Below are 18429 nucleotides of genomic sequence, written 5' to 3'. Positions count from 1 at the left end.
GAAGCTCTCTATTGGATAAGGTTCTATGGGTTTAGAATTAGCTGTTGTTCGGGTTTTTAAGCTTGGAGGTGGTGTCGCTGGTTCTGGGTTTTTGGTTTCTACTGAGTATATTTTAACTTGTGCCCATGTAGTGGCTTACTGTTTAGCTTCTACTTCAGAAACTGCCAAAAAAATTATGAGGCAGAAAGAAATACCTCACCAAATTATTGAAGTTAATTTTCCTATTTTTACCAAAGGTAAGATAGGTCAAAAACTTCAGACAAAAGTGGCTTTTTGGCAGCCTCGAAATAATGATGAAAATGTACAAGATATTGCAGTATTAAAAGTAGTAAATCCCGGTCTACTTCCTCGAGGTGCTAAACCAATTAACCTAATTAAAATCGGAAATCAAAGTCTTTGGAACAATAAGTTTAGAGCATTAGGTTTCCCAAAAGAAGGGAGTGATGGGGAATGGGCTAAAGGAGAATTGAGAGAACGAGTAGGCCAAGGTCTTATCCAACTTGAGGGCACTACAGAGACAGGACTTCGTTTGGAGGGAGGGTTTAGTGGAACTGCTATCTGGGACGAAAGACTTCAGGGTGTTGTCGGTATGGCAGTAAAAGCAGACCAGGAACGTCCTGAAGCTAAGGTAGCCTTTATGATCCCGACGGACTTGCTGCTGGAAGTGGGGGATTTGGCCAATGTTTGTCAGGTTGATGGCAGGATACAACAGGCGATCGCTATCCTCGAGAATTATTTTCTAAGTGATGAGATACGTTATGCTTACTACCAATCTTTGCCAGAAAATTCTATTCCTCTGAGTTCTGGGAAATCTCTACACGAGTTTCCCGAATCTTTGAGGGAGATGATTCAAAATTTGGATAACTGGATGAAGGAGAATTATTCTTTACTGGAGAGATTTATTTGTTTTTTACTACTGCATCTCCAGGATTTAGAAACTCTTCCTAAACTTTGCCAGGAACTAGAAAAATGGTTAGAAAGTTACTTGCAAAATCATCAAAATTTGATGGGTGCTTTAAGAAAAGAGAAGGCGATCAAAAATCAGCAACCATTTCAAGTGGGAGAACAAGAAACTTGTTTATTAGTAGGGGCAATTGAAAAGAGTAGTACGTTTTTAGTGAAGGCATGGCTAATTGAAGATGCACGAAATTATACGCCCGAAAATGCTCAAGGTTGTCATTCTTTAATTGACGAAGAAGATATCCTGATCAATGAGAAAGGGACTATAATTAGTCAAAAAACTACCTCGGAGTCAAAAAAAGCTAAAAATTTAACTGAATTACTACAGTTATTTTGGGCTGATGTTCCGTCCCGTTGTAATTCTAACCTGAAAAAAATTTCAATGTTTCTGCCTTACAAGTTAATTGACCGAGATATCAAGCCAGTAGATCAATATTTGAGTGATGAGAATGTACCTGAGGATTACCAAAATCTATTGGGGACAGAATGTGAAGTAACCGTGAGGTTTTCCGAACGCCTTAAGTTATCACAAAAATCTAATCCTTATGTAGGTAAGTTTGAGGAAAAGTGGCGATCGCTAGCCAGCATACAGGGCGAACAAGCAGCTAATATTTTTCATCCTTCAGGCATTAGCAATGTTAAGAGGTTTTTCAAACAAATTCATCCTAATAACGTGCTTGCAGTAAGATTAACAGAAATGCTGCAAGCAGAGAAACGAGAATCAATTATGGAAGCCTTTTACTACGCCGGAATTCCTGTGGCACTGTGGATGAGGTCAGAAGCAGAAAATCTTGATTGTTGCGAGGCGCTCAAAGGTGTATGTCAAACTTGTAACTGTTGGTCAAAGTTACCTGAAGCTATAAAAGCCAAACGTTATGAAGCTTGGGAAGCAGAGGTTGACACGCATATTGGCAATCACTTATCATTACTCTGGGATGACCCTAATCTTGTACCACCTGTTCAACAACTGAGGATGCCTTAATCAGTTATCAGTTATCAGTAATAAATTTACAGTTAATTATTCTGAACAAAACTATAACAATTCCCACAGTTATTAGGTACATTGACGATCCCCCTAAATCCCCCTTAAAAAGGAAGACTTTGAAGTTCCATAATCTTTTCTACTAAAAATGAGTGATTGGGAAATTTTTAAACAAAACATAGAACCTCACGATGGCATCGAAAATTTGCCACCGCCTCCCAGTTGGCGACCCTTTGGTCAAAAGAGGAAACCTGGTGAAAGTCGCCTGAAACGACGGGGTGAAACTTTTCAGGTGCGTCCTGATGAGGTAAAAATGATTAACGCTGCATTATACTTGAGGCGACCGCTACTAATCACGGGAAAACCAGGAACGGGTAAATCTTCCCTCGCTTATGCTGTAGCTCGACAACTGAAACTGGGAGAAGTGCTTTACTGGCCAATTACTACCCGCACTACCTTGAAAGAGGGACTATACAGTTATGATGCTATCGGTCGGTTGCAGGAAGCTAAACAACAGGAAAACCAAAATAATCAAACTCTTTCCCCAGAGCAACGTCGAGAACAAATTCAACAGATTGAAAAATATATAACTCTTGGGTCTTTAGGGACAAGTTTGCTGCCCTCAAAATATCCTCGCGTTCTCCTGATAGATGAGATTGATAAAAGCGACATTGACCTACCCAACAACCTACTGGCTATTCTAGAAGAAGGGTCTTTTGAAATTCCGGAATTGGTGAGAATTAAGAAAGAGGTAGACAAGGTAACGGTGCGTACTGCTTACACTGACGCAACTGAGGAAAAGACAGCCTCTGAGATGGAGGCGGAGGTTGAGAATGGGCGGATAACTTGCACCGCTTTCCCTTTTGTGGTAATGACCAGTAACGGAGAGAGAGATTTTCCTGCACCTTTTTTACGGCGGTGTTTGCGCTTAAGGATGAAATCTCCCACAAAAGAGGAATTGACCAAAATTGTTACTGCTCATTTTAATAATGATACTGCTGAACAGGAAAAAATCCAAAAGCTGATTGAAGATTTTATTGACCGACGAGAGGAGGGAACCCTGGCAACTGACCAGTTACTCAATGCAATTTTCATGGTAACAGAGGGTCGCATTCCTGCTACAGAGGATAAATTAGTGCAGCAACTTTTCCAAGATTTAGGAAGAGTTGACGATGAGGATTAAGGGATGAGTGATTCTAGTTTTCATCGTACCATTGAACGTTTGATAGACCGACTCGATCAAACCGGAATGTTAAAACGTCTGGAACTCAGCAATGAAGATATTGCCGATAGTATCTGGTTAGCTTTACAAATGGGTACGGTAGAGACTCAACAAAAGCAGGAGCAAAAACCAGAACCCGAACAACTTCTGCCGATCAAATTTGAGGAAGGCGAACCCCAAGAATCTGTAACTGACAGAGAACCCATTGTTTCAGTAATCACTGAAGAATCAAGTTTTCAAACTCCCGAACAACCTCCAGTCAAAGGTTTATCTTTTCAAGCTCCAGCAGCAGCAGCTCTCCTGAATGTACTGGAATTAGGCCGTGCGCTGCGCCCTCTGATGCGGAAAGTTCCCTCTATCACAGGAAAAGCACTAGATGAAGAAGCAACCGTGAATTTAATTGCCGAGCAGGATGTGTGGTTGCCTGTGACTAAACCAGAACCTGAACGCTGGCTTGATTTAGAATTGGTGGTAGAAGAGTCTAGTTCGGCTTTTATTTGGAGAGAGACTGTTAATGAGCTACAACAAATCTTTGAAACTCAAGGAGCATTTAGAAATGTGCGAGTCTGGAGTTTGCTCAGTTCAAATAGCAAATTAAAATTAGTCCGGCGAGATAGCAGTGGAAAACCCAGGCAACGTGAACATAGTCACCGTGAATTGATTCATCCTAACCAACGGGGGGTAGTTATTTTCGTGAGTGACTGTACCTCTGCGGTTTGGCAAAATGCCACCATTCACAAATGGTTAAAAGTGTGGTCAGAGAAAAGCCCTACTACAGTGCTACAATTGTTCCCCGAATATCTTTGGGATAGTACCCAACTGGGAGCGGGAAGAAAATTATTTGGTACTACTATTACACCAGGAGTTGCTAACCCCCGTCTGATGTTGGAAAATCTACCCGCTTGGATACCTATAGACTGGAAAAATGCTTTGGTTTTACCAGTTATTCTGCCGGAACATGAACTGTTGAAAAGTTGGTGTCGGGTAGTGTCGGGAGCAAGTAATGCACGAGTACCTACATTTTTATTTGATTTAAAATTTGTCGAGGAACAATATTACGATCAACCTGAGCAACCCGAATCTATAACGGAACTTTCAACCACAACTAGGGTGAGGCAATTTCTGGCAACAACTTCTATTACTGCTCAACGACTGGCAGGAATGATGGCAGCAGCTCCCGTAAATTTATCTGTGGTTAACTTGATTCGCAAAAATCTATTACCAGAAGCTAACCCAGTTCATGTGGCAGAAGTTTATATGGGAGGTTTGCTTGCTGCAACTGACTCTAATGGTCAAGAACAAATCTATGAATTTTTTCCCGGTGTCCGGCAAGAGTTGAATCAGGCAATGGGACGCAATGAAACTACAGCCGTTCTGGATGCTATTTCTCGTTACATAGCTGAAAAAATTGACCGACCTATTCGTAGTTTTCGGGCGTTGTTGGCGTTATTGCCTCAATATGAGGAGGAAGACCGGGAGAAAGTTTTACCTTTTGCCCAAGTTGCTGTTGAAGTATTGGAAAATCTAGGGGGAGAATATGCCGAATTTGCCCGTGAAGTTGCCCAGAATATTTCCGGTGTTTCAGGTTCAACAATGGGGGAAACTGGAGAAGTGACACCAGAACCTCAAATTGAAATTGATACCTTTGACGTTGCCTTGATTGAGGTTGAGAAAACTGTAACGTTTGAGTTTGATGTGGCAACGTTGGAAAAAAGACGTTCAGGATGGTTGAAATTATTGGGAAATAGATGGGTAATCAAAAAACAACGCCGACGAGTTACTGGTATTGTTGAAAACTTGGGCGATGGAATTAAACTTGAACTGGTGGAAATTCCCGCAGGAAAGTTTATCATGGGTTCAAATGAATTCCGACGCGCTACATTTGCAAGTCCTCAACATGAAGTGAATGTTTCAGCTTTTCTCATGGGTCGCTATCCCATTACTCAAGCTCAATGGAAAGCCATTGTTAATAATGTGCCGAAAATTGAACGTGACCTTGACTCTAACCCCTCATATTTTAAAGGAAATAATCGACCTGTGGAAACAGTGTCTTGGTACGATGCAGTAGAATTTTGTGCCAGACTGTCCAAATATACGGGGAGAAACTATCGGCTTCCCAGTGAAGCTGAATGGGAATATGCTTGTCGTGGGGGAACAACTACGCCTTTTCATTTTGGAGAAACCATTACTACAGGTTTAGCAAATTATGACGGCAATTACAGTTATGGTCAAGGGGCAAAAGGTAAGTATAGACAAGAAACAACTCCTGTAGGTAGTTTTGAAGTGGCCAATGCTTTTGGCTTATACGATATGCACGGTAATGTTTATGAATGGTGCGAAGATGATTGGCATGAGAATTATAAGGGGGCACCCAATGATGGTAGTGCATGGCGATCGGGTAATCAAAGAACTACAAAACTCCTTCGTGGCGGCTGCTGGCGCTTCAAGCCTTTGTGGTGTTGCTCTACGTCCCGCCACTTCCATTCTCCCGCTGTCTCAAGCTACTATATTGGTTTTCGTGTATTGCGTGTCTCTTGAATAGCCCCTCTTTCACCCTCTTGAGTCCTGTCTTTGGCCAGAGAAAAGAGCGATCGCTCTTTCCCAAACTATGGTCTCCCTCTTTTCAGGGTTAGGGGGGATCGAAGCCCAAGGTAAAGTCAACAGAAAAAAATCCCTGCTGTTGATCGGAAATTTGAAGTAGGGGAGTGATCGATTGAGAGGTAGTAGTGGGAGTGGTTGAGTTGGGATTTGTTGTGGGTTTCTCAAAGCCTGTGTCGATCCCCCCTAACCCCCCTTTCTAAGGGGGGACAAGAGTAATACCAAATCCGCCTTAGAAAGGGGGAAAAAAGTAAGTTGCCTTAACAGTTATCAGTTGTCTATTAAAAGAGTGATGCTATATCTGCAACCCTGCGGGTTCTGCTCCTGACCAAAATCCGGACGCATTCCGGTTCCCCCCTTGAAAAGGGGGGGACAAGAGTAAGTTGTCTCCCTTAGAAAGGGGGGAACAAGAGTAAGTTGTCTTAAGAGTTATCAGTTGTTGATTAAAAGAGCGATGTTATATCTGCAACCCTGCGCGATCTTGTAGCGGCGCTAGCACTATTGCTCCTGACCAAAATCCCGACACATTCCGGTCCCCCCCTTTTCAAGGGGGGTTAGGGGGGATCGCAAGGAGTGTTATGAGGAATCAATCTCTCAGCTCATCAATCAAACCCTCCAACTGCCAACAAACCCCCTCAAATTCTTGCAAAACATCAACATTAGTAAACCTAACCACCCGCAACCCATAACCCTCCAAAACAGAAGTCCTCTCAGCATCATAAGCTTTTCCCTCTTCCGTAAAGTGGCTATCCCCATCAACTTCAATTACTAACCCAAGAGCAGCACAATAGAAATCAACAATAAAGTTATTAATAGGTCGCTGTCTCAACACGCGCAGGGGAAAAGTTCTGAGGAAATCTTGCCATAGTTTTTTTTCTGCCGGAGTGGGGTTTTTACGGAGTTGTTTGGCGATGGGGACGAGTTGGCGGTTGTAGGGGAGGTGGAAGTTGGAGTCGTTAAGTTTTGGCATGGTAGGTGTTTGTAGTTGGTTTGTTTGAGTTACCTGGCTTTTAGATCCCCCCTAACCCCCCTTAAAAAGGGGGGGACTTAAAAGCCCTTAAAAAGGGGGGGATTGGAGTAGTAAGATTAGGGAGTAATTATAGTTAAAGGATTTCACGGTTTTTCGATTAGCTCAATGTAAGGGTTTCAACAAACAATAGTAGGATAGGTTCTAAAATAGATAGGGCTAGAGCAATACTACTAGCCCTGATTATAATTATTCAACTGGACATGATATAATTCAAATTAATGGTAAGGATAACTATTCGTAAGAAGAGGCAACAGGCTGAATACTATATCGAAGACCTGGGCAATAATGTTGAGCTGGCTATGGTGAAGATTCCAGAAGGCAAGTTCCTTATGGGTTCCCCTGAAGATGAATTAGAGCGATGGAGTAGGGAAAGCCCCCAACATGAAGTTACAGTGCCGGAATTTTACATGGGACGTTATCCTATTACTCAGGGTCAGTGGAAAACGGTTGTTGAAACTACTGAAAAGATTGAACGTGACCTTGATTCTGACCCTTCAAGATTTAAAGATGACTATGAAAACTATAAGCGTTGGAGTCGCCCAGTTGAGAAAGTTTCATGGCTAGACGCTAAAGAGTTTTGTGCTAGGTTAAGCCAGAACACAGGGAGAGAATATCGCCTACCCAGTGAAGCAGAATGGGAATATGCTTGTCGTGCAAGAACGACTACACCTTTTCATTTTGGAGAAACCATTACTACAAATTTAGCTAACTACTGTGGAATAGATAGAGAGATTAATCAAAATACTGACAGTGGTTCCTATGGCAGAGGTCCAAAGGGAGAACATAGAGAACAAACCACTCCAGTGGGTTACTTCAAAGTTGCTAATCTCTTTGGCTTATACGATATGCACGGCAATGTTTTTGAATGGTGTGAAGATTATTGGCAGGATAATTATCAGGACGCACCCAATGATGGTCGTGCATGGCTATCAGGTAATCAAAATACTACAAAAGTCCTTCGTGGTGGCTCCTGGTACGACCTTCCGAGGAGGTGTCGCTCTGCGTACCGCAGCTACTATCTTCCCAGTGTCACGCTTGACCTTATTGGTTTTCGTGTATTGCGTGTACCTCACGTTTGATCAATTGCTGAAACCTATTGCTGGATATAAAAGATAGGCTAAATCGACTTATTTCAACCATTAAACCAGGGCAAGATTTTTAGGAAATTGCTGAAAGTTAATTTATAGAACGGAGAGGGGGGGATTCGAACCCCCGTATAAGTCACCCCATAACAGCATTTCCAGTGCTGCGCCTTAAACCACTCGGCCACCTCTCCAAAAAGCAAAAGTATTAAATTTTATATTTGCTCACAATTATACTATTGTAGCAGAATTATTCTAAATTTTGCAAGTCTTTCTGGCAAAAAAATTTTATATTGGATATTGGGCCTAAATAACATAAGATAAATATTAAATCATGTTTTAGTTTATTAATTAAAACTTAATTTCTAAATCGCCAGCAATAACTATAAATTATAGTCTCAAATTATTATGGCCCGTAATCACCAAATTCGCATACACGATCGCCAAAAAGATACATATCATACAGTCCAGGTTCCTGAAGACCGCTACATCCTCCACAGTGCTGAAAACCAAGGAGTAGATTTACCATTCTCCTGTCGTAATGGTGCTTGTACTACTTGTGCAGTGAGAGTTATATCTGGCCAACTCTATCAACCAGAAGCAATGGGACTATCATTAGAACTTCAAAAACAGGGTTATGCTCTTCTGTGTGTCAGCTATGCTCGTTCTGACCTACTTGTAGAGACACAAGATGAAGATGAAGTATACGAACTCCAATTTGGCCGCTATTTTGGCAAAGGAAAGGTAAGAGCGGGATTGCCATTGGATGAAGATTAGAATCATTTTTCTAGTTATAGCCTGGATACTTTTCGCTGGCTGCCAAAACTCAAATCCCCCCTCGGGCAAAATAATCAGAGTAGAAAGGGTTGTTAGTGGACAAACCATCGAGATAACTGACCGTTCTGCTGCTGTACCTATACTAGAACCCATTCGCTTGATTGGTATTCAGGCACCAGATGTCAGACAAAAACCTTGGGGACAAGAAGCTAGAACCCAACTAGAAAAGTTAACCTTGGGGCAAGAAGTTTTATTAGAGTTTGATGTCCAGAAAAAAGATAAATTTGATCGCCAACTAGCTTATATTTGGCTGAATGGGAAATTAATTAATGAATATATGGCAGAAGAAGGTTTGGCCTTGGCAGAGCCATATTTTCCTAACAATAAGTATACAGAACGTCTTGCTAATGCCCAAGAAAAAGCTAGACTGATGGGGCGAGGTATCTGGAATCCAGAACGTCCAATGCGTCAAACTCCAGCACAATTTCGTCGTGAAAATCTTAAACAGTAGAATTAATAAAGTCAAAAGTCAAAAGTCAGAAGTTATTGTTGTTATGGAGATGAGTTAGCAACCCTCCAAAAATATTTCGCTAATCAAGGTGGGGTTTCCTGTTAATTATGTAAGTTAATTATTTTTATGAGTGCAGAACAATTACAAGTTTTCTTAGATATTGCCACTGAAGCTGCTCTTGCTGGTGGTGCAGAGTTGATGTCTTATTGGGGCAATCTTCAAGATATTCAAGAAAAGGGCAGTCCAGTAAATTTGGTAACTGAAGCTGACAAAGCTGCTGAAAAGGCGATCATCAAGGTTTTACAGCGACATTTGCCAAACCATGGCATTCTAGCTGAAGAGTCGGGAGAGTTGGGAGATACAACAAGTAGATATCTATGGGCAATAGACCCTTTGGATGGTACTACTAATTTTGCTCACCAATATCCTTTTTCAGCATCCTCGGTAGGATTATTAATTGATGGGGTACCACAGGTGGGGGTGGTATTTAATCCGATTTTAGATGAACTTTTTCGTGCAGCTAAAGGTTTGGGGGCAACTTGTAACCGCAAACCAGTTAGTGTGTCTCAGACTACTACGTTAGAAAGAAGTTTGACGATAACGGGTTTTGCTTACGACCGACGGGAGACTACTGATAATAACTACAAAGAATTTTGTCAAATATGTTATCTAGCTCAAGGTGTACGACGTTCTGGTTGTGCTTCTATGGATCTATGTTCTATTGCTTGTGGTCGTGCAGATGGTTACTGGGAAAGAGGTTTGTCTCCTTGGGATATTGCTGCAGGTATAGTGGTGTTGCAAGAAGCAGGGGGTAAAGTTACAGCTTATAATGGTAGTCCTTTTGATATGAGTTCGGGTAAAATTTTAGCGACTAATGGCAAAATTCACGATTTAATGAGCAAAGCGTTGATTGAAACTCCGCCTCTATCTCATTGGTCTACAATAGACATCTCTAGAAAAGAGGCAACAGGCAACAGGCAACAGGCAACAGGGAGAAATAATTGTTGAAGAAGGAGACAGGAGACAGGAGACAGGAGACAGGAGACAGGAGACAGGAGGAAAATTACATGGGGATTCTAACCCCAAGTAATTTTGAACACCGTGTAGACGGTGGGGTATTAAACCCACAAAGAAAATGATAATTTATTGATAATAATTAATTTTATTTTTGATTTTTGGAGATGTCTATTAGATATCTCCGAGAAAGAATAGACTTTTTGCAGAAGTAGGCAATAGGCAATAGGGAATAGGGAAGAAAATTTCTGAAAAAAGACACAAAAAATGATCTATATGTCTAATTTCCGGAGATGTCTAATTAGAGGTAAAAAGGATTAAGTTTAGATTCAATGTCATTTTGTTAAGGAAAAGTTGTTATTATGTCTTTTACATTTAAACAAGGATTATTCCAATTTGATTTCACAGACCATCACGCAATTTTAGGGGTTTCTCTAGATGCAGAATTTGGTGAGATTCGTAAACGGTATATGCGAGTGGCGCGTCGTTTACATCCTGATACTTCACCCTTTGAAAGTGAAACTGATAAAGAATTTGCTAATCAGTTGTTATCTAAGTTGGTGAGTCCTGCTTATAATAAATTTTCTAAGGAAGGCGATCGCGCTGAACTTTTTGTTGTTCTCAAAAATCTCAGTAATACTGTTTCTCAACAGCGCAGTCAAATTCAGTTGACTACTGATGCAGCAAAAAAAATTGCTAAGGCGGGAGATTATCAAAACATATATAAGGAAACTCTCAAGGAATTAAGCGATCGCGAATATGAATCTATTGACAAAACTTTAGATATCATTGGAGAAATTAGTGAACTGAATTTAGCTTATTTACTGCGCAAAAGTGGTTCTGGAGTTGTTAAACCCTCACCTCCACCTACACCGAAACCTCCTAGTGATTCTGCCAAACCCACAACTATAAAACCCTCAACTAAAAATCCTTTGGTAGAGCAAGCTTGTAATAGGGCTAAAATATTAATATCTAATAAAAATTATGTGAAGGCAATTTCAGAGTTAAAAGGAGCTTTGAAATTTGAGCAAAATGATAGTCTTTGTCATGCTTTATTAGGTTTTTGTTACTTCCAGCAAAAGCAAGGCACAATGGCGAAAATTGAAGTCAAAAAAGCTCTTTCATTAAATCCTCAAGAGCCAAAAGCATTAGAAGTAAAAAAATTATTAGAACAAGCGGCAACTGGCAATAATAAACCAAGTAAAAAAACAGGTAAAAAAGGAACTAAATCTGATAAAGGCGGTGGTTTATTTGGGGGTATTTTTGGTGGAAAGAAAAAGTAAGGAAGTAAGCAAACAGCGACCAGCTAGCCTCCTATGGTCGAAACTGCGTTATCAGCTATCAGCTTCCGAATAATCCTTTTAATAATTAATAGCCAGTAGTGCGTTAATTATTTATATTTTTCCCGATAAATTGTGGTCTAAAGCCTCCCTTTTTAAGGAGATAAAAAGCGGTCGAGAGATGGCGAAGTTTCCTCACCATATCTAATCGACCAAGAGAAGAATAAATTTTCCTTTGACTCAATCCTATCCGCTTTCAAGGAGAGGTAATTGTTAATTATTAATTATTAATTATTAGTTGTTGAATACTCCCCTACTCTAAAGATGAGGTAAAAAATGGCAAAAACAGATAAAATTAATTATAGTTGTCCTAGTGGATTTCCAGAATTCCTCCCTGGTGAAAAACGATTAGAATCTTACTTAATGGATACAATTCGTCAGGTGTTTGAACGCTACGGATTTACACCTATTGAAACTCCAGCAGTTGAACGTTTAGAGGTTCTACAAGCAAAAGGAAATCAAGGAGATAATATTGTTTATGGTTTATCTCCTATTCTACCTCCAAATCGTCAAGCAGAAAAGGAAAAAGCTGGAGATACTGGCTCAGAAGAAAGGGCGTTAAAATTCGACCAAACTGTGCCTTTGGCTGCTTATATTGCTCGGCATTTGAACGATCTAAATTTCCCTTTTGCTCGTTATCAAATGGATGTTGTTTTTCGAGGGGAGCGGGCAAAAGATGGTCGTTTTCGACAGTTTAGACAATGTGATATTGATGTTGTTGGTAGAGGTAAATTAAGTTTATTATATGATGCACAAGTTCCAGCGATTATTGCTGAAATCTTTGAAGCGATTAATATTGGTGATTTTCTCATCAGAATTAATAACCGCAAAGTTTTAACTGGTTTTTTTGCATCTGTGGGAGTAGCAGCAGAGAATATTGTGTCTTGTATTCGGATTGTTGATACTGCGGAAAAAGTGGGAGAAGTAAAAGTTAAAAAAGCTTTGAAAGAAATTGGGTTATCTGAATATCAAGTAGAAAAAGTTGGGGATTTTACTAATATTAAAGGTTCTGTTGATGATGTTTTGGATAAGCTGAAAAGTATGACAGAAACTTTGGATAATTCTGAGGTTTTAACTCAGGGAATTTCTGAATTAGAAACAGTAATTTCTGGTGTCATAAATTTGGGAGTTTCAGACAAACGTTTTTGTATTGACCTATCAATAGCTAGGGGATTAGATTATTATACGGGCACAGTTTATGAAACTACTTTAATCGGACATGAAGCTTTAGGAAGTATTTGTTCTGGGGGTAGATATGAAGAGTTAGTCGGAACTTTTATTGGAGAGAAAATGCCAGGAGTTGGTATTTCTATTGGTTTAACTAGATTAATGAGTCGTTTATTAAAGGCGGGTATTCTGGAATCTTTTGCTCCTACTCCAGCAACAGTTATGGTTGTGAATATGCAAGAAGATTTAATGGCAACTTATTTAGATGTTTCCCAAAAATTGCGTCGTAGCGGGATGAATGTTATAACCAGTTTTGATAGTCGTGGAGTGGGTAAACAATTACAACAAGCTGATAAGCAAAAAATTCCTTTTTGTATAATTATTGGTTCTGAGGAAGCAGCAGCTAATATGTGTAGTTTCAAAGATTTACGAACTGGCGAACAAATGAAAGTGCCAATAGCAGGTTTAGCAGGTGTATTAAAACAAAGATTGGTTCAATAATTGATAATTGATAATTGATAATTGATAATTACCTCTCCCTTTTAGGGAGAGGATTGACACGGTAGGGAAAAAATTTATTTTTTTACCCTTGAAAGGGGAGACTTTAAACCTGAATTATTTAATTATTAATTCTTCGGTAATGTTGTAGAGTAATTAATTAGTAGTCAGATATCAGCAATTAGCTTTTTTATCTGGCTATTAATAGACATTTCCATTAAGATTTAAACCTTTTCTGAAAAGCTTGTAGAGTCCTTCGGTGGAACAGCAAGCAATTCTGTTTAAGGAGACATTGATATGACTACCAACGATTTTTTGCCATGAAAAAAATGGTATAATATTGTTTATTGTTTGTAATTGCCAGAGATTTAGTTCTCAAAATTGTTATCAAATCAGAATAGAAATTGATCGCAAGTAAGTGAAAAAATAACAGAAGTTGAATCGATATAAATACTATGTTAGAAATCAGATTAGCTCGGACTCTTGAAGAAAGAGAATAAATTTTCAAATTGCGCTATCAAATCTATGCAGAAGAACTAGGATGGTTGGAAAATTTTCCAAACTATGAACCAAACCACCAACAAAAGAAAGTAGAAGACCTATTGGACTTATCTGCTAATCTATTTATGGCTCTCGATCATCATCAATTGGTTGGTACTATTTAGATGCAATTATACTAAAGACTTAGGCTTGGAAAACTTAGATTTAGACTACTATATAAAACTCTATCAAATGGAAAAAGTAGGAGATATAAATACCTTATATACATCAATTACTGGGAGATTTATGGTTCAAAGTAATTTTAGAGGAAAAGGTATAGGGTTGAAAATAATGCAAGCATTATACAAACAACAGTTGCTAGATGGAATCAAATTTGATTTTGTAGATGCCGAATTATACTTGGTTCCTTTTTTTGAAAAACTAGGTTATCAAACTATTAGTGAAATTGATTATCAAATGTATGAAAGTAGTGTGCTGATGGTGCTAGGCCTACTTGATTTTAAACATTTAGAGAAAGTTAAATCACCTTTTCAATCTTTGTATAGAAACTTGTTATAATCTAAGAAATAATATAGTTTTTTCAATAAAATGTAAATCTATAACGTGGTTTTTTATCATAAAAAAATGCTGTATTAAGTAGCTCTTCCCTTTTATTTTTCAGAATTTAATACTGTTTTTCATCCTTTAAAATTGCTAATTGCCTATTCCTTATTCCCTTTTTAAGAGGATTTGGTTTCCGCATCTCAAATAAAAACGCTATATCTCTAATTATGTTAGAAATCAGATTAGCTCAAACTCCTGAAGAAAGAGAAAAAAATTTAAATTGTGCTATCAAATCTATGTAGAATAACTAGGATGGTTGAAAAATTGTCCAAACTATGAACCTAACCACGAACAAAAGAAAGTAGAAGACACATTAGACTTATGTGCTAATTTATTTGTAGCTTTTAATAATCATGAATTAGTTGGTACTGCTCGATGCAATTATGCTAAAGATTTAGATTCAGACTATTATATAAAGTTTTATAAGATTAGTGAAACAGTAGGAGATGCAAATGTCTTATCTACATCAATTAGTAGGAGATTTATGGTTAAAAGTTATCTTAGAGGAACGCTAATAGCTTTGAAAATAGTGCAAGCACACTATAAACAACTGTTGTTAGATGAAATCAAATTTAATTTGATAGATAATTTAGCATACTTGGTTCCCTTTTTTGAAAAATTAGGTTATCAAACTATTGGTACAATTGATTCTTCATTTTATGAAAGTAGGGTGCTGATGGTATTAGATATAGTGAATATTGAGCATTTAGAAAAAATCAAATCACCTTTGTATAGAAATTTATTAGAATCTAAGAAAGAATATCAATTCTAAATATTTCGGAAAAAAAATATAGAGACGTTAAATAAAACGCCTCTACAAAGTTTGCTGAATTGGGTGCATTTCATATTTGCAAAAATACTTTTTTTTCCTATATATTCCCTATTCCCTGTTGCCTGTTGCCTGTTGCCTAAAAGCGATAAATTTTTGGCTTTATTCTTGCATTGAGATGCTCCCGCTGAAGTAGCATGAATTGTAATTAATTTTGCTCGATTTTCTCTGGTGGAAATGTCAGAAAATTTCCCACTGCTCCAATAGTCTGATATCTATTACCACGAAACTCAGTTGTATAAACACTAAATAATATTAAATTCTGACGTTGAGTGGCATTATCCATTAATTCTTTAATCGTAGTTCTTTGACTCTTAATTAGCTTTTCACAACTTTGAACTAAATCACCTGTAAAATCACTCAAAAAATCTGGAACTTTTGACTCTTTACAAACAGATTCTCTAATCTCACTTGCCAGTTTATTAGAAGCATAATTAACATATTCACTTCTAGGAGGATTAGTAAATCCCATGACTGTCGCTGCTACTGTCAGAGCGATCGCTCCTGCTTTGCTCAGACCCCAAAATATAGGTGCTTTGCTATAACCATTCTTATTTTTATCTTGTAACATAATTATAAATACCTGATTATTTTGTATAGTTTTAGATACAGAAAACAGTAGACTAATATTTCTTACTAAGAGAAACAAATATTTGTACATATTTCATACTATTAACTACATCTAGATACAAGCTAGTTTCCGGATAAATTTAGGAAGTAGAGTATATTTTTAATTCCCCTTAATTCGATTAATTTCCTTTTGCAGTTCCTGAATTTGACGGCGCAACTCTTCAGATTCATTTTTTGGGGATTCAACTTCAACCTCAACAGCACCCTCAGCACCAGCTCTTTTGTAGTTACCAGCACGAATTTGACGATATTCTGAAGAATTTGCCCAGTTTTGTAAATACTGTAGCCTTTCTACAGGGAAAGGATGACTCAACATTACACCCTGACCACCATTATAAAGCAAGAATTTATACACTTGATTTAGGCCATCTTGGTCTAAGTCTTGATAATTATCGGACTGACGAATAAACTCTTGTAAACTACACTCATTGGCATACTTACTACTTACCCCAGCCAACTTCATCATAGTTTCCATGACTAAATTTAGGTCATCCATCACTAACAAAGCCGCCCGGTCTGCTGATAACTCAGCTTTGCGTCGCCACTCATAGAAAGCATAAATCAATCCACTACTAACTACATTACCCAAACCAAATGTTACTTCCCCAATCATAGAAGCTATACCCATTGCCCAAATTGCCATCTGGTTTAAAGTTGGGTGGCCACATTTAATATGTCCTAATTCGTGAGCTAGTACAGTCTTTAATTCTTTCTCATTTAATAAGTCTAAAAGACCAGTATTTAGGATAATTAAAGGTTGTTCTTTGCCTAGAGAATAGCTATTTACTTGAGGATTTTGAGATACAAATAAAGTAGGTTCGGGGAGTATATCTAAATCTCTAACGCATCCCCGAAATATCTGATAGATACTAGCATATTGACGAGGCCCAACTTGAATACTATTTCCCATTAAATAAACATATTGTGGGCGTTCGTAAACAAATTCTACAAATTTGCTGGCAATCAAGTCAAACCCAGGCACGCTGCGTAAAGCATTTTCTGCTTCCCGGTCCAAGGGATGGCGAAAAGCTTCACTAGAAATTCCAGTATAGGTAGGCATGATAAAATTTTTGGCGTTGCTGAATTAGTGTATGATATTAATTTTAATACTTTAGGAGTCAGGATTCAGCAGAGGAGTAGGGGAGTAGGGGAGTAAGGGAGTGTGAGAAGTGTGGAGAGTTCAAAATTTTCTACCTTAATACTGTGACAATTTCCCACAAACAAACAGCACCAAGCCTGCTGAAGTTATTGTCAGTTGAGCTGCTCTGAGCGAATAAATATTTTTTAGTGATGATATTCTATCTTTGAAAGCAAACTAGATGAAAATTTGTTTGCTAGATTGCCTTGCAGTAGCTGGATTCGATTTAGTATCTATAAATTGCACAGAATCAAAAGTATTAATCCACAGATGAGCGCCACAACTTGCTGGTTTGTAAGGTCGATAGACTATTTGGCAAGGACCTGAAATATATAACTCATAACCATAATAGTTATGACCGCTGTGCTTGAGTGACACTACAGGTTCCAATTCTGTTGGAGGCTTAGTTTTATTACTTTGAATTTTGTTTTGATTGACATGAATCATTTTTGGTGTAGTAGTTTCTTTCTTGCGCCACATACCTTTCGGACCCCGCCGAGCCGGAATTATTACGGGCATTCCACTCGAAGATACTGGTATTTCCCAGAATCTACCTTTTTTCTGTGCTCCTTTAACTCTTCCTTGAGCAAGTAAAACTAATAAACGTTGACGAGATATACCTAATAAAAAAGATGCTTCTCTAGTACCCATGATTTTTTTCCTTAACTGTTGGACAATAGTTAAATGTCCAAAAATAGAACAACATTAAATTAAGTTATCTAAATATTTTTTTTGCTAATTTTAGCTATGTTAGTGTTAATTATTATTATGTTTACTTCTCCCCCACTTCCCTACTTCCCCTCCTGGGAGCAGTAGGGGTGGGTCTCCTGCTCAAGAAAGCGTAGAAAAGTTTTTGAGAAATGGTCTAATTTATTAGACATCTGGTAAAAATCAAGAATAAAATCAATTATTATCCATAAATTATCAATTGCTCCTCCCTGTTCCCTCTTTATCTTGAATGTAAACATTACAATCAATATACATGAATTTACCTTCTTTTCTCTGGCTATGGAAAATAGCAGCTTGGTCTATGGGTCTTTCCCTATTTGCCTATTCATTATTAGCAGTAACAGGCGGTTGGATGTTTTTTGCCCGCCATAACAAACAAAAACGCCCCCAATGGTTACGAGGTTTTCATTATATTATTGGTGGTACAATGGTATTTCTAGTAATTTTGTTACTGGCAATTGGTTTGGTGGGAACTATTGGTTATTATGGTAACTTGGGTCATTCTGCTCATTTACCTGCTGGTTTAACTGTTGTAGCTTTGGTTTTAGTTTCCGCGTGGAGTGCGACTCAGATTGATCCTAAACAACCTTGGGCGCGATCGCTCCATATCACGACTAATATTATTTTGTTGTTTAGTTTCGCAACAGTATCTTTGACTGGTTGGAGTGTCGTGCAGAAATATTTGCCTTGAAGCAAAGAATTAAGGTAGGCATTATAACATACGAAACTCGATCTTAAAAAAATTGGTAAATCCACTGATGCAGAGCTAACCAGAAAAAGTTTATGTTGAAATCAAACACACATTTTTCTTGACCCAA

At 38.3% G+C, this 18429-nt stretch carries 18 protein-coding genes and 1 tRNA gene; 14 read left to right on the top strand and 5 right to left on the bottom strand.

Annotation, left to right across the window (positions count from 1 at the left end; genetic code table 11):
• Positions 1-25 precede the first annotated feature (25 nt).
• The 3 genes from D5R40_RS02410 (at position 26) to D5R40_RS41815 (ending at position 5702) form a co-directional block, all read left to right on the top strand.
• Entirely contained in the window at positions 26-1942 is a 1917-nt protein-coding gene (locus tag D5R40_RS02410) for a VMAP-C domain-containing protein (RefSeq protein ID WP_124143583.1), read from the top strand.
• Between the two features lie 148 nt (positions 1943-2090).
• Complete coding sequence (locus tag D5R40_RS02405) at positions 2091-3125, top strand: AAA family ATPase (protein WP_124143584.1); 1035 nt, start codon at positions 2091-2093, stop codon at positions 3123-3125.
• 3 nt (positions 3126-3128) lie between these two features.
• Positions 3129-5702 carry a formylglycine-generating enzyme family protein gene (locus D5R40_RS41815; RefSeq protein WP_124143585.1) on the top strand — a complete coding sequence of 858 codons (2574 nt, stop codon included), beginning with the start codon at positions 3129-3131 and terminating at the stop codon, positions 5700-5702.
• Between the two features lie 646 nt (positions 5703-6348).
• Here D5R40_RS41815 and D5R40_RS02395 read toward each other — a convergent pair.
• Positions 6349-6732, bottom strand: a complete 384-nt coding sequence (locus D5R40_RS02395) for an endonuclease domain-containing protein (RefSeq protein WP_124143586.1) — start codon at positions 6730-6732, stop codon at positions 6349-6351.
• Between the two features lie 278 nt (positions 6733-7010).
• Here D5R40_RS02395 and D5R40_RS02390 point away from each other — a divergent pair, with 278 nt between their 5' ends.
• The gene (locus D5R40_RS02390; RefSeq protein ID WP_124143587.1) at positions 7011-7871 is read left to right on the top strand and encodes a formylglycine-generating enzyme family protein; all 861 of its coding nucleotides are present in this window, start codon (positions 7011-7013) and stop codon (positions 7869-7871) included.
• 110 nt (positions 7872-7981) lie between these two features.
• On the opposite strand, the gene D5R40_RS02385 is transcribed toward D5R40_RS02390, so the two are convergent.
• A tRNA-Ser gene (locus tag D5R40_RS02385) sits at positions 7982-8068 on the bottom strand.
• A gap of 214 nt (positions 8069-8282) precedes the next feature.
• On the opposite strand from D5R40_RS02385, the gene D5R40_RS02380 reads away from it, so the two are divergent.
• From D5R40_RS02380 to D5R40_RS02350, 9 genes are all read left to right on the top strand, one after another.
• Positions 8283-8651 carry a 2Fe-2S iron-sulfur cluster-binding protein gene (locus tag D5R40_RS02380; RefSeq protein ID WP_124143588.1) on the top strand — a complete coding sequence of 123 codons (369 nt, stop codon included), beginning with the start codon at positions 8283-8285 and terminating at the stop codon, positions 8649-8651.
• A complete protein-coding gene (locus D5R40_RS02375) occupies positions 8641-9162 on the top strand; it encodes a thermonuclease family protein (RefSeq protein ID WP_124143589.1) in 522 nt (173 codons plus the stop codon). Before D5R40_RS02380 ends, D5R40_RS02375 begins: the two co-directional genes overlap by 11 nt.
• Positions 9163-9288: 126 nt before the next feature.
• On the top strand, positions 9289-10170 hold the full coding sequence (locus tag D5R40_RS02370) for an inositol monophosphatase family protein (protein ID WP_124143590.1): 882 nt from the start codon (positions 9289-9291) through the stop codon (positions 10168-10170).
• Positions 10167-10301 carry a hypothetical protein gene (locus D5R40_RS40675; RefSeq protein ID WP_275670293.1) on the top strand — a complete coding sequence of 45 codons (135 nt, stop codon included), beginning with the start codon at positions 10167-10169 and terminating at the stop codon, positions 10299-10301. The genes D5R40_RS02370 and D5R40_RS40675 overlap by 4 nt, the downstream gene beginning before the upstream one ends.
• 237 nt (positions 10302-10538) lie before the next feature.
• The gene (locus tag D5R40_RS02365; protein ID WP_124143591.1) at positions 10539-11459 is read left to right on the top strand and encodes a J domain-containing protein; all 921 of its coding nucleotides are present in this window, start codon (positions 10539-10541) and stop codon (positions 11457-11459) included.
• Positions 11460-11792: 333 nt separating this feature from the next.
• Positions 11793-13184 (top strand): histidine--tRNA ligase, encoded by a 1392-nt coding sequence (gene hisS / locus D5R40_RS02360; RefSeq protein ID WP_124143592.1) that lies wholly within the window; start codon positions 11793-11795, stop codon positions 13182-13184.
• A gap of 506 nt (positions 13185-13690) precedes the next feature.
• On the top strand, positions 13691-13846 hold the full coding sequence (locus D5R40_RS34410) for a hypothetical protein (RefSeq protein ID WP_161564359.1): 156 nt from the start codon (positions 13691-13693) through the stop codon (positions 13844-13846).
• A gap of 25 nt (positions 13847-13871) precedes the next feature.
• Positions 13872-14240: a GNAT family N-acetyltransferase gene (locus D5R40_RS02355; protein ID WP_124143593.1), complete on the top strand. Its 369-nt coding sequence runs from the start codon at positions 13872-13874 to the stop codon at positions 14238-14240.
• A 301-nt stretch (positions 14241-14541) separates the two neighbouring features.
• Positions 14542-15057 (top strand): GNAT family N-acetyltransferase, encoded by a 516-nt coding sequence (locus D5R40_RS02350; protein ID WP_124143594.1) that lies wholly within the window; start codon positions 14542-14544, stop codon positions 15055-15057.
• A gap of 205 nt (positions 15058-15262) precedes the next feature.
• On the opposite strand, the gene D5R40_RS02345 is transcribed toward D5R40_RS02350, so the two are convergent.
• The 3 genes from D5R40_RS02345 to D5R40_RS02335 all read right to left on the bottom strand — a co-directional run bounded on the left by D5R40_RS02345 (position 15263) and on the right by D5R40_RS02335 (position 17533).
• Positions 15263-15685 (bottom strand): DUF4359 domain-containing protein, encoded by a 423-nt coding sequence (locus tag D5R40_RS02345; RefSeq protein ID WP_124143595.1) that lies wholly within the window; start codon positions 15683-15685, stop codon positions 15263-15265.
• A 159-nt stretch (positions 15686-15844) separates the two neighbouring features.
• On the bottom strand, positions 15845-16804 hold the full coding sequence (locus D5R40_RS02340; RefSeq protein WP_124143596.1) for a M48 family metalloprotease: 960 nt from the start codon (positions 16802-16804) through the stop codon (positions 15845-15847).
• 255 nt (positions 16805-17059) lie between these two features.
• A complete protein-coding gene (locus tag D5R40_RS02335; protein WP_124154184.1) occupies positions 17060-17533 on the bottom strand; it encodes a hypothetical protein in 474 nt (157 codons plus the stop codon).
• 331 nt (positions 17534-17864) lie between these two features.
• On the opposite strand from D5R40_RS02335, the gene D5R40_RS02330 reads away from it, so the two are divergent.
• The gene (locus tag D5R40_RS02330) at positions 17865-18302 is read left to right on the top strand and encodes a DUF4079 domain-containing protein (RefSeq protein WP_124143597.1); all 438 of its coding nucleotides are present in this window, start codon (positions 17865-17867) and stop codon (positions 18300-18302) included.
• Positions 18303-18429 lie beyond the last annotated feature (127 nt).

The sequence above is a fragment of the Okeania hirsuta genome, assembly GCF_003838195.1.
Lineage (GTDB): Bacteria > Cyanobacteriota > Cyanobacteriia > Cyanobacteriales > Microcoleaceae > Okeania > Okeania hirsuta.
The sequence above is the reverse complement of the archived record's forward strand: the minus strand, read 5'-3'. Positions and strand labels throughout refer to the sequence as shown.